Source organism: Microbulbifer sp. CnH-101-G, assembly GCF_052466775.1.
The window spans coordinates 4,388,274-4,402,031 of the sequence record NZ_CP174292.1; the positions used below are offsets into that span (position 1 = coordinate 4,388,274).

The window sequence follows — 13,758 nt, forward strand, 5'->3', positions numbered from 1 at the left end:
AAATATGAAAATGAAGTTTGTAGACTATTGCGCTGGAATTGGGGGATTTAGACTTCCGCTTGAAAAGCTAGGACTTGAATGTGTTCATACATGCGAGTTAGATTCTGATTGTATAAAAACATATAATCAAAATTATAATGAAAGTTTACACGTATCTGACCTACTTTCGCTGAATATCAAGGATATACCTGATTTCGACTTGCTGTGCTCGGGATTTCCATGTCAACCATTTTCTATCGCAGGTAAGCAAAAAGGGTTGAGTGATAGTCGGGGCAATATAATTTTAAAAATCATCGAGATTTGTAAAGAGAAAAAACCAAGTGTAGTTTTTCTCGAAAATGTGGCTAACTTTGTTAGGCATGATAAAGGGAGTACATTTAAAAGAGTTATTAAAGAGTTTAACTCACTAGGTTATACCCTCTATAGTGAGGTGTTGAACAGCTCTGTCTTCGGTGTTCCACAAAATCGGAAGAGGGTGTATATTGTTGCTTTCCGACAGGATATTAACTCATTTAACTTCTCCTTTCCAACAGGACATACGTTACCAACGCCTCTACGAAGTTTTCTTGAGCCGAAAGATTATTCAATTCCTATTAGTAAAAAGTGGAATGAATACATAGATTTATATACTAATAAAATTGATATTGATCAAGTGTCTTTTGAGGTACCTAAAACTAGAAAGAAACTTGAAAGAAAAGATAAGGATGTAAACCTAGAAGAGTGTATTTTTCAGATGCGGTCAAGTGGTATTAGAGCGTTATCAATTGATAAGCCTCTGCCCACACTGGCGGTAAGTGTAAGTGGTGGTGGGGCTATGATTCCTGTTTATTCAAAAGAGAGGCGTCATCTTAGTCTACTCGAAATGAAAAGAATCATGGGGTTCCCTGATGGTTTTGAATTTCCTGTTTCACGAACATCAGCAGTTAAACAGCTGGCAAACGCAGTTTGTCCGCCAGTTATAGAAGCAATCGCTAATTCAATTATCGAAACATTGAAACTTACAAATAGTAGAGGCTAAGGGGGCAACGTTTAAGGGCACCTCTAAGAATCTGATTTCTATCAGATTTCTCGATCCGTAGACCTTTTATTCGATATGAGCTGGTACAAATATATTGATTTTTAGAGATGTCCATATTGTTAATTAACCTAAGCGATCTGAGATGTCCTCACCTGTTGGCTTTATAGTACTAGTTAGCTCTCTATTTGCTAGTACACATTCAGAACAAGTTTTTCCGTCAAACTCACAATGGCTACATACTTGCCACTTATGCTTGTTACATGCGAAACACAGTGGTTGGTAGTTTTTTTCAGAACTATCTCCCCCTTTTTCAACAGGAATCCTATGATCCCAAACTAGCCGAACTCGATCACGATAATAGGTGCCTTTAGATATATATTTTTGTTCCTTTACCAAGGAACCACATAAATTACATTTACTACTATGTTTGCTTAATAATTTGGATTTGACTTCACTATTTGGGGGTTTCCTCTCTGGATTTTTGACTGTAGTGAATAACTTATCGTGGTCAGAATGGGCCAAAACATACTTTTGACTCCCTTGCCTTTTCATTCCGGGTGTATTTTGGATAAAAACAAAGCCTTCTTCATTCCATAGTTCACTAAAAGGTTTGTTAGCATCAGAGTAAGAGTCTTGAATTAGCTCGCTTGGCACCCTATCTCCAAGCTCTATTTTTAAATTTTTTAGGTTGTCAGTTTTAGATGTTAAATCGTTTTCACATCCCTCGCCATGTTTAATTAATGTTAATAATGCAGGAATCGTTCTTCGCTTACGTATATGAATAGATCTATTGTCTTTGAAAACTATTAAATAACCGCCCCCATTTTCTTTCTTGTTTTTGTGGATTTCCTTAATATCGTCAATTCTTAGTATTGTCACTTTGTTACTGCCGGTGTAAATATTCCAGCCTTACTTGTATCAAATAATATGGCCTTTTGCAAATTAGCAGCTTTATTGATGTTGGTAGATCGAAAGTTTAATACTAAGGTCCCACTTAAATAGCTGGAATTTGATCCTAGAATATTATTTGACTCTGTAGTTGATAAAAACTATCAGGTAAATAGTAGGTGGTTTTTTAGTTGGTAATTTTATGTTGCACTAACAGCAATATCCGGTTATTAGTTTTTATTTACTAATTATAAGGATCGCTGTTTGATTATCATGACATTACCTAATGAACTTGGATGCTCAATGGGGCTGCCTACCCATTAGATAGCTATACTATGATTCTAAACTTTGAGAGTGAGTAATTTGATAAGAAACATGTAAATATCAGGGTAATATCAGGTTGCCTTAAAGTAAATAAATTTAATCAACCATAATATTGATAGCTCTATTAATATCTTTTAGTAGGTTGGGTAGAGAATATTGATAAATTCAAGTGAAAATAGTAAAGAGATAATAGTTTCTCCTAGATTAGGTAAGCCTGTTGAAATGTAGAGTAAATAATAGCGAAGGTATACGACTTGGTAAGAGTTAATAATATTTAGGAGCTATTAATTATGAGTGTATTCAAGCGAAATGGACAGGGGAACTATTACATTCAATTTAACCACAACGGTAAAACGTATTGTCGTAGTTCAAAGACTACTAATAAGCGAATTGCTGAGCGAATGGAAAGGGAATGGAAGGAAGAGGTTCACCGAATTGAAGAGTTAGGTGAGCGTCCACGCATTACCCTTCGTGATGCTTTTGCAGAATACGTAAAACAAAAGGAAGGTACTGGAAGCAGCCTTTATACAACAACCAATGTAAAGGTTGTGTCAGAACGCATGGATGTCAGTTTACACTTGGATGAACTGCGTGATTGGCACCTTACCAAATTGAAAAGTTTGAGAGAGCAGGAGGGTGCAGCTGGTCAAACAATTAAACACAATTTTCAGGTAATCAGGGCATCTATTGGTTGGGCAAGAGATCATGGCTATATGGTCAAAGATCTAACCTTTCCCAAGGTTAAATTACCAAAGCACAGATTGAGATATCTGTCGCAGGAAGAAGAAGGCCGGCTTTTGCATGAGTTAGACCCTAAAAGAAAACGTGCCTATAGACCGGACTATGAGTCTCGGCCTATTGCTGAGAATCGTCGTTATCAGGATAACTATGACCTTGTAGTGATCTTATTGGATACGGGAGCACGCTATAGCGAGATAGCAAATATAAAATGGTCCTCTATTGATATAGAGAACGGTAGTATTAACCTTTGGCGCCCAAAAGTAAGAAATGAATCTATCGTCTACATGACTACGCGTGTAAAGCATATTTTCGAAAGGCGGTTTAACGAGCGGGTATCTGTTGAATTTGTTTTCACTAACCAAAATGGACTGGCTAGGGGCTATCAAGCAAAGGGAATTCGCGCTGCAATTAAGCGCGCAGGAATAGAAAATTTTAAGATTCATGATCTTCGTCATACCTGTGCGAGTAGATTAATTCAATCCGGTTTGTCTCTCTATGAAGTGGCGAATGTACTGGGACATACCGATATTTCAACCACTCAGATATATGCTCACCTAGAAAGAAAGGATGTCAGTGTTAAGGCTCGAGATACTCTTGAGAGACTTCAAGCTAGTTAAAATCTTTGTATGAATATATTTGAGTAATTATTGGTGAATATATTAAAAATAGTTTGGTTTTATCCATAGATTATCTTTTCGGATAGCTCTGGATCATGTAAAGTGACTGGCTGTTGCATTTAGTGCCGAAATTAGCGATAAGCTGCCATATTAGAAAGGATATTTATGGACATTGAATACAATCATGGTGTCAGGGTGACTCGCTTTATTCATGAAATGAGCCCTCTAGAAGCTGCAATAACAAGATTCGAAGCTAAAGCAAAGGCATATTACAAAAAGAAGGATATTTGTGTAGCAGAATCAGAGCATGATAGAAAGCTTCGAGAAAAGGAATTGGCAGAAGCACTAAACCATCTAAAATATGAACGCCGAAGGATAAAGGCAATCGCACAACTAGAAAGCGAGTTAAGTAGTTATCAGAATTGGGGTAGAGAAAAATCTGAAGAAGATCCTTTAGCTTTGTTAGATGAGCCACATCACCCTACAAAAGTTCTTGCAAAGAATATGAGAGCAGATGGAAGACCACAACCATCAGACCGGCATTCCCCTCATCATATTGTTGCGGGTAAAGGAAAGCACCCTCAGACTGCTGATACCAGACTTCTACTACATCTTTATGGTATTAGAATTAACGATCCGGATAATGGCGTTTGGATGCCTCGGAGTAGGAAGGATAAAGGGCACTGGTCTATGCCAAAATCTCCATCCCACTCTGAAATACATACCTATAACTATGAGACTTGGGTTAACTTTCTACTAGGTTCGCTAGAGAATGAATCAGTAATTCGCAGTGCTTTAGTACGTATACAATCCATTTTGAGAGATGGTAAGCAACCCCCTAAAGTTACTGAGAAGAAAGATAATAATTGGGAACCCTAAGCTTACATATTTGCACAAGAGTCCAAGATGAAGGCATTTAAATTATTAAGTAATCACAGAGATTTTTTAGCGTTTAAGCTTCCAATGAAGGATGTGATACTAAGGCTTGGGAAAAAAATTCCTGCAAAGTCTTTGATGCATTTTTATAAACATAACCTTTCTTTAAAAGATAACTGGGAAGATCTCAATGCTGATTTTATAGCTGCTGATGGGGTTAATGTTACTTCAGAAATTCCAGATGTAACCACTTGGGTGAATGGTACATTAGTTTTTTCAGACAAAGCTAAAGAAGCTATTTCTGAGCATATTTGCTCTTTAGGAGAGTTCTTACCAGTGTCCACTCCCGCTGGGAATTTTTGGATTTTCAATTGCCAAAATCAGGTATCTGCTGAAGAAATGGGGAGCCATAATACTGAGCAAAATGATCAGGTCCTAGATTTAGAGAAAATAAGTTTTAGAAAAGAAGATATAGGAAAAAACCTGATCTTTAAGACTCAATATGATGGGTATCGGTCTCTATATTGCTCATCGGATTTTTGTAAAATTTTGGATGATTTAGGCATTAAAGGCATTAGATTTTCTTCTGAATTATCAGAAGTTTTCTAGTGCACTGAAAATTTCCCACTTTAAGACAATATCTGCTAATAGATATAATTATTTCAGCTGATACTTTTGAATAAACTTAGGTATTAGGTGCATAGCACACTCAAATTGTGGAGTGTGCTAAAAAGCTAATGTTAATTTTGCACGCTAATTACCTTGTATGGGCCTTCTGCTCGATCATTGTAAACCAGTTTATTTGTTACAATGTCAGTAATGTGGACATCAATGCGGCTATATTTCCCTTCTCCATTCTGCACCTGCAATACAAATTTCTCAGTTAATGGAATTTCCAGTTTTTTGTTATACATTAAATCAATCCCGCTGTATGAGACATTGTTAAGCTCATCTTTGTAAACTATAGAGCCATATTTCTTTAAGCATCCATATATAGGCTGAATTGAATAGCCCACATTACAACTAATCTCTGCTAAATATGGGTGTGTTGCAGCTATTTTCTCTGCTTCTGCAACTCGCTTGGTTTCTATAACCTCTTCTTCATGAATAAGTTTTCTTAGATTATCAAATTCCTTTCCGACAGAAAATCCATGTTTATTGAATACAGCTTCTAGCTGAATATTTTTGTATCTGATGGCTTGATCTATTCCGTTAAGCTCTTCTATATCTTTTCCATTTCGAATTGTATTTTTAGTTATTGGGTTTGCTCCGTACTCTAACAATATATCTACTATTGAAGTTATACCATGTTTGGCTGCAATCATTATTGGGGAATAACCCTGTTCATCGAATACATTATTTAATTCCAATCCTGACTTAACTGCCGTCTTTATGAATTTTTGAGCTTCTAGTATTTTATGCTTTGGACTCTCTTTATGAAGAGAGTTTAGGGCTATGAGAATAGATGAGTCTTTGACCCTATTAATGTTTTTAACCGAAGCACCCTTGCTTACTAGGTAATTCGCCAACTCAAAATCTGAGTTTTTGAGTGCACCATGAAGAATGGTTCCATTTCCATAATAATCTTGATCAAGAGTGAAGGATAAATCAATTCCGGTTTCAACTAACTCTACAATTACAGGCCGCCTAACTTCTTTATCGATCAAATAATCATTTCGATGCACTGCATATGTGGCGGCCTCTGACCGTGCTGATCGGGACGGAAGGGTCTCAAAATAGTGAAAATATGCAAATGTTGCAAGGTTGAGATCTTTTTTAGCTATGCTTACTAAACAATCATCAGCATCTCTCTGGCTTTTGCTACCCTCTCGCAGTCCTTTACACAGGAATTCCCAACCAGATGCCATTGGAAAGTTTTGAAATTTACTATGTGCTTCCGCAATAAATGGATATTTGGATAGTTTTGGATCTAGGCTATAATAATACGCGGCTATAATATAAGGGGTAGCTTTCCAAAACTCACGAAATCCAGTTAACTTTTCCTTTTTATATGCGAATTCAAGTAAGTTTATTGCTTCTTCTGTATTTTTAGTTAAACCATGCTGACCAAAAATTTTATACAAAGAAAGATTGGCAGCAAGTGTTGGTGATTTACGCCCACCTTCTTCAAAAGTTGTTATTAGGTATTGTAATTTAGGGCTGAATTTTGAATTGATATCCTTTTCTTTTCGGGATGCCTTGGCTAGTTCGGGTGATTGTTTAATTAATCCGAGTAACCAGTCGCTACTGACCCATGCCTCCGATTTATCTCCATCAGGGTAGGTAAAATTACTACCATTGGAATGTTTTATTTTTACTGAATAGAATGGGAAGCCAAGTGTGGTAGACTTTTCATGAAACTTTCCTAGTTGAATAACCTCTACCGTCAGGTCAGAGCTGGCCGTTTCTGCTGAGCACTCACCTTCTTGAAAAAACTTACCTATCAGCTGTGATACATTCTCATCTTCAATTTCTCCTATTAGACCGCTAACCGTAAATGCACTGGACCCAGTCTTACAAGCAATGATATGAGCTTCTTTAGGTATAACAATTTTGTCCCCAATAATTGAGTCATAATTGGCTTCGCTTCCAAGCTTATCGCAGCCTAATCCTAGTGTAGAGATGATAACTAATAGTGCTTTTAGAGCTAAATTCTTCATGACCGGGTTTCCTACTTAATACTATCTGCTTTGAGTAATTAATGATCATATTTTGCTGTGTTCGATTCCCATGTCGGACTAGTTAATCGCTTTGTCCCTATTTTGGGTACATCTATTACATGTTCCCATAATGGGGACAAATGGAAAAGTCTATTCATTCAAATGATTATCTGCGTCTAATTGCTTGGCTTAAGGCAGGAAGGCTTGCGCGTGGCTACTCGATGAGAGATTTGGCTGTAATGATTGACGAGCCCCACTCGTTCATCGGTAAGGTCGAGACCGCAGAAAGAAGGCTAGATGTGGCTGAATATGTCCAATATTGCCACGCCTTGGGACTCGAACCTTGTGAAGGGCTGAAGTTGTTTAAGAAATAACCACCGCGATTTGGGTTGGTTAGGCACTAAGCCCTATCAGGGATGAGACGGTATTTCCAAGAGTATGAAGTCCCCCATTTGCTCGACGAGTTTTATTGGTTCTTTTGTCATACCAGCCTAAAAACACACCCTTTGGGCTTCTAGCCTCTATTCTATTTGGTAAGTCGCGGAGTCGTCCCGCTAACTTACCATTTGGGTGCCGAACCAAAATCTCCTTCATATTGATCTCCCGCTCGTTATTGTTGAAGAATTTATCATCTTCAAATTCATTCCCTAGATCAACGAGTGCCTTCTGTTGTCCTGATTGAAGAATGAATTGATGCTTATTCAATGAAAAAAAGTAACAGGATCACCCTTGAACAGATCAATGCCATAGCATGTAACATCAAAGAGCGTTACCCCTATGATGATATATCTATGGATCTAGTCGCTATCGAGTGTGGTGAGTTGTTTGAAGATATTGCGGGTATGGAATCCATATCAATAACAGCGATGCAGGAGCTAACCCATTATGTTTGGTCAAATCTTTCAGAGAAATGACTACCCAGTGAAAGTAACCCAAGTTGGAGCGGACATGAAAACGAGTGAAAAAAATCCAAAGAAAAGCAGCGCAGGGTTATCTAAAATGGCAATGGCCACTAAAGCCTATGAGCGCATGCGTAAAGTGGAAGGAGTAAAACGGAAGGAAATCATTGAAGAGTTTGTTAATAACTGTGGTCTTACCCCTGCTGGCGCCGCTACCTATTACACATTAATCCGAAAAAAATGGTCAAAAAATAACCGGACAGCTTAGATCAAACTGCTTATTTTCCCCGCAGTTGGATCTATACCTATGACAATCCAGATCCACAAACTTTTCGACATGACCAAGAGTTGCGTAATTGATTTGAGTTCCTGGTGATTAAGGAGATAGCTGATTAGTAACGGTGCTATGGCTAAGCACCTGTTTCTATTAGGCCTCTAAATAGGTTATCTTCATTACATATTTAGAGCGAAGGCGCCTAACTTATTGATTTATAAGGATTTATTTGTGTGTCTCATATAGGTGATAAATTTAGGCGCCTATGGCTATTTTTTAAGCAAATTACGTTGGTCTAAAGTTCTCCTAGGTTTCTGGCAGGTTTGCAAGAAGTTTATCGAGAGCTTTTTCCCTGTGTGGATATATTTTAGCCAAGTTGTTAAGGGCAGTTGTAATTCGTTTCTTACGAATGGCATGTTGTTGGCCCCTTACCTTACGCAGTGATGCGATGCAATCATACTCAGCCTTCCTTCCATCTCCGAGGTAAACATCAAGGCGATTTATATACCAGCGCATAGCTTCTTCTAGGTGCTTAAATGTGGGTTGTTTTCTTGGATATTCCTTAGGGTTTTCCTTATCTGGCAAACTTGTCGATACAAAAGAGTACCGAGAGTATTTTTCGATGGCTCTAAAATATTTGGGGTCTACCAGCACTACACAAGGTTTTCCCCTGAATCGATATCCGCTATTACGTCCCACAGCTTGATGAAGCTTATCGAGCATTATTGCAAGGTTGATGACCCTTTCTTCCACTTCCCCATTGAATTGCTCATAAAGTCGCATTGTTTCTTCTGGAGCCGGTATACTGATTTCTATAATCGTTGCACTCTCACTAAGACTGTTTAGACCTTTGCTGTTGCAGAGGTTTGTTGAGCAGCCTTGACCATTAGCGATATATTCTAGCTTGAAGCCATGGCGAGATAATCGTTCTATAAGCAATGTGATAATCCCATCAAACTTAGACCATACGAGCTTCGTTGATATTAGATGGATATCTCCCCCTTCGAGCTTAGACGCTGATGGAAGTAGTTCATCGTGAATGGAAATTTCAGGTCGCTGCTGAGAGATCATCTCAACTATCAGAAGCTCGGTAGTGGTAATAATAGTTAAGTTTTTTTCAAGTCCGTAACCGAAACGGAGAGACTCTGGCTTGATGTAATAAAGTTTATTATCTTTTTGGGGAATGTGAACATCAATTAGTTGACCAGCTATTTTTATATTTCTGATATTGGAAGGAAAGGTAAACAGTGTCATGAAGTCATCTATTGTTGCGTCGTCGTAAAATATAATGACATCCTTCGGCACAGGGGGATCATACCCGTCTTCAGCTCCCCTTGCGTTCAAAAAGCCAAGTCGCTGAAGCCTAGCGTGGGTGGTTACTACTAGGGAGTAGGATCGCCAATCGATAGGGTGGGTATTACTAGAGTGCTCAAACGGAATTCTAGTAAGGGCATCTTCTGTGAGGTTTGGATTTTTTTCACGAATTAAATTAAGGGTCGCTACTTTGTCAAGTCTGCCAAGATCCCAAGGATGTTTTTTAGGGTGAACTACGGGTCTTATCCCAAAAGTTTTTTCTATTTCATAGGATCTACTAGTCAAAAGAAAAGGATTTAAACCTGCCTCAGTGAAATCTCTATATTTTTCTTCGGCTTGCCTGTTAGAGTGACAGGCAAAAATTAAACTTTTCTTGGCGTTACATAATATTTTTGCTAGATGGGATTTACCTGTGCCCTCGGCTCCGTAAATGACATTATGAAGAGATAGATTGTCTATAATTTTCTTAAGCAATTGATATATTGTGCTTTGAGAGTGGAGGCTTTCAACTTCCGTCTGATGTTGCTCATGTTTGCTTTTCAGTAATTGGAAGGGCATGTCAGATTTTGGGTCATAACCCTCCATGTCTACCCATATGGTACCGCAATGTTTACAATGGATATAAGGAACTCCAAAGCTATTTACATCTGCGAATTCTGATGGTTTGCTATCCTGATGAGTTGGGCATAACACGTTGTGAATGTGCCGATTTATTTTTCTTGCTAGAATTGCTCCATCTCTAAATCTAACTACAGTATTCGGTGATATGTAGTTTGTCTTTGGAATTATTTGCTTTATATTTTGTGATTTTCTAGCTGTGTCCTTTTCTATGTCCGTAAGAAATTGATCGCTGGGAAGTTTGCTTAAGTTAAATTTTTTCCCAAGATTGCGCTTTATGAATGCGTATTTTCTTCTTGATGATGGGCAGTTAGGAAGCGCCTGAAATTGTGTTGCATTGAACGATGATGGATCAGAGTAGTGAAATATCCGTTTAAGAAGATTCACTCTGCGTGTAACCTCTGTGAGCATATAGGGTGTGTTAAAAGGAAGTATTACTCGAATTTTATCAATGTTCTTTTCCATTTTGTGAGAATAAGTGGAATACATTAGGTATTCGAAGTCTTCAAGCTGTTTTTGTGTATCCCCGATATTGAATGATCCATCAATATCGAGAATCAATCCATAAACCCTTTTAATATGCTTTGTCTTTCTTCCACCCCTAAATTCTGACATTGAAAAAAAGGGAATTCTTTTATTCTTTGTGCTCGTTACTTCATGCCCATCACTGATTATATAATTTACAAATTCTTCCCATGTTGTACTGAGTACTTTTCCTTTATGAGAGTTTAATTTTTTAATTACTGTAAATTTGATGTCGTTCATGTCTTGTGTGTTTGTATTGTCGGGGGCGAATTATGACCCCCATAGCTAAATGGCGACTTTAATAAAGAAAAGATTACGGGCGCGCTATAGCGCCCTGTTAGGGGTAATTAAAAACCCCAGTTGAATTGATCAGGGTTAAACTTTCTCAAAATTTGAATGAATTTGGGGATATGAGTTAGTTCAAGTTTGCGTAGATAATCGAGTGGAGTTTCTAAGAATTTTTTTTCATCACTGGTCAGGTTTTTTAGGTTTAGTAGAGCATAATGCAATATATCCTCAACATTGAATATGTCACACTGGTTGCTAAGCGTATCTAGAGAAAAAGCTTCTCCTTTTACTCCATTGAGAGAGATTTCTACTGGACCGCTATATGCTTTTAATCCAATTCTATGGCAAATAGTGAGAGTTAACAGTCTGTCCTGGCTTATGTTGGATTGGATTATCGCCAACACTTCACCACTATTCAGAACTAGCCTTGAAAATGGATTTTGGGGGGCGCCAAAGAGGGGAACGTATGTTTGAGTCATGAGAGTAATCCTCGCTGTTGAATTCAGTGAGGATTATTATTTTTACAACCCAACTTGTATTCTAGAATTAACCACCTTGAATATTCGTAGAGTTCGTGTTATGGCTTAATCACAAAGTTGGTGGGAGTGTAAGGTACGGTTTCGTGGGAGAGCCACTCTTTAGCATTTTCTTGATATAGCACTTTGGGTGGCTTCCCTCCAGATTTTCTCCCTTTTGCAAATCCATCAAACTCTCTGTGTTTAGGGAAATTTATGGAAGAGATTCCTTTAATGGTAGAGAACTTTGGCTCCACAAGAATTTTATTGGATGTTAGGGCCTTGTCCCAATCATCATTATATAAATTTATACTGCACAGTAGAGCGAGATCACCAGAGAGAAAGTAGCATGCATCTTCATAGTTCTCGTCAGGAGCACGATGGTCCGAAGGAGCATTGTAATCTATCTGGAATCGACACTTAGCTGCTCGAGCAAATAGTGAAAAGTAGCGCTGGTTGGTCGAAAGCTCGTTAAAAATCATTGATTCTTCATAAACTTGCCTACGCCAAAACTCATAGACGGTATTTACAGAGTGGATTAGATTCTCGGGTAATTCTGATCCACTAGGAGCAAATTTAGCATCTTTGAGTTCATATTTATGATGACAAACATAAGGTGCTAAATGTTCGATATGTTTTTTTAGGTGACTTTTTTTGAAATCAAAGTATTCATCTTTTATCGAAGGAATACAGTTTGAAACTGTTGCTATAAAATCATCATAAAATTCTGACGCCCCGTCGAGTACGGTTTTAAGATTTACTTTAGGGGTTTCACCTTCAAGATCTCTGAGAAATATTTGTTCGCTCATTTATTCTCCATTTACTTCGAGTGGTAATTAGTATGTGGCTGAGTACTTTCTTGCTGGTGAAGTGCGTCAAGGGGGGGTAAAGGTGCGGAAGTTGTACGAGTAAACTTGGGAGGGAGGGCTCTTAGTGTCTTTCATGGTTGGTCCTTTTTGTTGGCAATCTAGGGTCTAAGCCATTTCAAGCTTGTATTGAGTGCGTATTTGTAAAATCGTAAATGTTCACCTGAGCATTTAATATTCAGGGAGTCATAATCAATACCGTGATTTAAGATTGATGAGATGCTTTGCATCAGAGAGAAGCCCTATCGATCAATTTTTTGGCAGTTAAAAATACACGATTTTCCTTACGAGGTCTGAACTCGCACCAATAGTGGACCAATAAGTGTTTGAATTTTTCAGAATCGGCGGGCCCTAGAAAACGAGAAATACATCGTAATCTGGCCCTAAGTTAGGGGGAGAGTAAGTGGATACTTCCCTTACAGGCGTTTAATTATGGGGAGCTGAATTAGCCAGGAATTCACTGGGAAATAAAAATGGTGGGCCCTCCGGGACTTGAACCCAGGACCTGCCGATTATGAGTCGGATGCTCTAACCAACTGAGCTAAGGGCCCACACTTTGCTTGCGGGTATCGTTGCAAGCGGTTGGGCAAAGTACAAGATTTTTCCTTTTAAATCAATGCCTTTGTGGCAGAGATTTCTTCCTATCGAGTTTTCGAAACAACGTCAGTCCCAGTGACTATTATTTGATCGAATCTTTCTGTTGAGTTTGCTGACCTAGATAACAAGGGTTGAGTATCACTATTTTAATTGTTGGTACGTTTGTTTGGTTTGTTAGCGCCAGTTGGTACTGTTGTTCAAATATTAAAAAGGGAGGCTTAGCCTCCCTTTTTAATATTTAATACTTTTTAATTAGCACGGCTAAATTGGCAGTTTGGGGATCACGATACAACCCCAGACGATAAACCACATTAACAGGGCCATCGCTACGGCGGCAGAGCCGGTGTCTTTGGCGATCTTGGCCAGTGGGTGCTTCTCGGCTCCTATGCGGTCCACAGTGGCCTCAATAGCGCTGTTGATCAGCTCCAAAGGCAATACCACCAGGCTAACAGCTATCAATACGGCGCGTTCAGCGGGGGTGTCTCCAACCCAGAGGGCAAAAGGGACAAAGAAGATAGCGAGGATCACTTCAATGCGAAAAGCTTCCTCATTACGCCAGGCAGCGGTGAGACCTTCACTTGAATATTTGGCGGCGGCAAGTAGGCGGGCAATGCCTTTTTTGCCTGGCTTGTTGGCGACTTTTTCAGACTCTTCCGGTTTGTTGGCGACTTCTTTTTGCATGCTGCTCTCCTGCCATCCGTAGGCCCTTGCGGGCGGTCATGATTGTGTCACATAAAA

At 38.7% G+C, this 13,758-nt stretch carries 13 protein-coding genes and 1 tRNA gene; 7 read left to right on the forward strand and 7 right to left on the reverse strand.

The window, feature by feature from the left end:
- Positions 1-4: 4 nt before the first annotated feature.
- Positions 5-1,018 (forward strand): DNA cytosine methyltransferase, encoded by a 1,014-nt coding sequence (locus ACJJID_RS19385; RefSeq protein ID WP_444920871.1) that lies wholly within the window; start codon positions 5-7, stop codon positions 1,016-1,018.
- A gap of 123 nt (positions 1,019-1,141) precedes the next feature.
- Here the strand turns inward: ACJJID_RS19385 and ACJJID_RS19390 are convergent, their stop codons facing one another.
- A complete protein-coding gene (locus ACJJID_RS19390) occupies positions 1,142-1,897 on the reverse strand; it encodes an HNH endonuclease (RefSeq protein WP_444920872.1) in 756 nt (251 codons plus the stop codon).
- Positions 1,898-2,520: 623 nt separating this feature from the next.
- Here ACJJID_RS19390 and ACJJID_RS19395 point away from each other — a divergent pair.
- From ACJJID_RS19395 to ACJJID_RS19405, 3 genes are all read left to right on the forward strand, one after another.
- Positions 2,521-3,588, forward strand: coding sequence for a tyrosine-type recombinase/integrase (locus ACJJID_RS19395; RefSeq protein WP_444920873.1), 1,068 nt, complete (start codon positions 2,521-2,523; stop codon positions 3,586-3,588).
- 165 nt (positions 3,589-3,753) lie between these two features.
- On the forward strand, positions 3,754-4,467 hold the full coding sequence (locus ACJJID_RS19400) for an AHH domain-containing protein (RefSeq protein ID WP_444920874.1): 714 nt from the start codon (positions 3,754-3,756) through the stop codon (positions 4,465-4,467).
- Positions 4,468-4,494: 27 nt separating this feature from the next.
- The gene (locus ACJJID_RS19405) at positions 4,495-5,073 is read left to right on the forward strand and encodes a hypothetical protein (protein ID WP_444920875.1); all 579 of its coding nucleotides are present in this window, start codon (positions 4,495-4,497) and stop codon (positions 5,071-5,073) included.
- A gap of 131 nt (positions 5,074-5,204) precedes the next feature.
- On the opposite strand, the gene ACJJID_RS19410 is transcribed toward ACJJID_RS19405, so the two are convergent.
- The gene (locus ACJJID_RS19410) at positions 5,205-7,124 is read right to left on the reverse strand and encodes an ankyrin repeat domain-containing protein (protein ID WP_444920876.1); all 1,920 of its coding nucleotides are present in this window, start codon (positions 7,122-7,124) and stop codon (positions 5,205-5,207) included.
- Positions 7,125-7,264: 140 nt separating this feature from the next.
- On the opposite strand from ACJJID_RS19410, the gene ACJJID_RS19415 reads away from it, so the two are divergent.
- The 3 genes from ACJJID_RS19415 to ACJJID_RS19425 all read left to right on the forward strand — a co-directional run bounded on the left by ACJJID_RS19415 (position 7,265) and on the right by ACJJID_RS19425 (position 8,291).
- The gene (locus ACJJID_RS19415) at positions 7,265-7,498 is read left to right on the forward strand and encodes a helix-turn-helix domain-containing protein (RefSeq protein ID WP_444920877.1); all 234 of its coding nucleotides are present in this window, start codon (positions 7,265-7,267) and stop codon (positions 7,496-7,498) included.
- A gap of 330 nt (positions 7,499-7,828) precedes the next feature.
- Positions 7,829-8,038: a hypothetical protein gene (locus tag ACJJID_RS19420; RefSeq protein ID WP_444920878.1), complete on the forward strand. Its 210-nt coding sequence runs from the start codon at positions 7,829-7,831 to the stop codon at positions 8,036-8,038.
- 34 nt (positions 8,039-8,072) lie between these two features.
- A complete protein-coding gene (locus tag ACJJID_RS19425) occupies positions 8,073-8,291 on the forward strand; it encodes a hypothetical protein (RefSeq protein WP_444920879.1) in 219 nt (72 codons plus the stop codon).
- A 312-nt stretch (positions 8,292-8,603) separates the two neighbouring features.
- On the opposite strand, the gene ACJJID_RS19430 is transcribed toward ACJJID_RS19425, so the two are convergent.
- From ACJJID_RS19430 to ACJJID_RS19450, 5 genes are all read right to left on the reverse strand, one after another.
- Positions 8,604-10,994 (reverse strand): hypothetical protein, encoded by a 2,391-nt coding sequence (locus ACJJID_RS19430; RefSeq protein ID WP_444920880.1) that lies wholly within the window; start codon positions 10,992-10,994, stop codon positions 8,604-8,606.
- 107 nt (positions 10,995-11,101) lie between these two features.
- Positions 11,102-11,521, reverse strand: coding sequence for a hypothetical protein (locus ACJJID_RS19435; protein WP_444920881.1), 420 nt, complete (start codon positions 11,519-11,521; stop codon positions 11,102-11,104).
- 98 nt (positions 11,522-11,619) lie between these two features.
- On the reverse strand, positions 11,620-12,366 hold the full coding sequence (locus ACJJID_RS19440) for a hypothetical protein (protein WP_444920882.1): 747 nt from the start codon (positions 12,364-12,366) through the stop codon (positions 11,620-11,622).
- A gap of 531 nt (positions 12,367-12,897) precedes the next feature.
- Positions 12,898-12,974: transfer RNA gene (locus ACJJID_RS19445), tRNA-Ile, on the reverse strand.
- Between the two features lie 307 nt (positions 12,975-13,281).
- Positions 13,282-13,701: a diacylglycerol kinase gene (locus tag ACJJID_RS19450; protein WP_444920883.1), complete on the reverse strand. Its 420-nt coding sequence runs from the start codon at positions 13,699-13,701 to the stop codon at positions 13,282-13,284.
- Positions 13,702-13,758: the final 57 nt, after the last annotated feature.

Coding starts and splice junctions, on each gene's coding strand:
- ACJJID_RS19420 (WP_444920878.1), top strand. CDS start 7,829: ATGAAAAAAAGTAACAGGATCACCCTTGAACAGATCAATGCCATAGCA.
- ACJJID_RS19400 (WP_444920874.1), top strand. CDS start 3,754: ATGGACATTGAATACAATCATGGTGTCAGGGTGACTCGCTTTATTCAT.
- ACJJID_RS19410 (WP_444920876.1), bottom strand. CDS start 7,124: ATGAAGAATTTAGCTCTAAAAGCACTATTAGTTATCATCTCTACACTA.
- ACJJID_RS19385 (WP_444920871.1), top strand. CDS start 5: ATGAAAATGAAGTTTGTAGACTATTGCGCTGGAATTGGGGGATTTAGA.
- ACJJID_RS19430 (WP_444920880.1), bottom strand. CDS start 10,994: ATGAACGACATCAAATTTACAGTAATTAAAAAATTAAACTCTCATAAA.
- ACJJID_RS19395 (WP_444920873.1), top strand. CDS start 2,521: ATGAGTGTATTCAAGCGAAATGGACAGGGGAACTATTACATTCAATTT.
- ACJJID_RS19435 (WP_444920881.1), bottom strand. CDS start 11,521: ATGACTCAAACATACGTTCCCCTCTTTGGCGCCCCCCAAAATCCATTT.
- ACJJID_RS19450 (WP_444920883.1), bottom strand. CDS start 13,701: ATGCAAAAAGAAGTCGCCAACAAACCGGAAGAGTCTGAAAAAGTCGCC.
- ACJJID_RS19405 (WP_444920875.1), top strand. CDS start 4,495: ATGAAGGCATTTAAATTATTAAGTAATCACAGAGATTTTTTAGCGTTT.
- ACJJID_RS19415 (WP_444920877.1), top strand. CDS start 7,265: ATGGAAAAGTCTATTCATTCAAATGATTATCTGCGTCTAATTGCTTGG.
- ACJJID_RS19425 (WP_444920879.1), top strand. CDS start 8,073: ATGAAAACGAGTGAAAAAAATCCAAAGAAAAGCAGCGCAGGGTTATCT.
- ACJJID_RS19440 (WP_444920882.1), bottom strand. CDS start 12,366: ATGAGCGAACAAATATTTCTCAGAGATCTTGAAGGTGAAACCCCTAAA.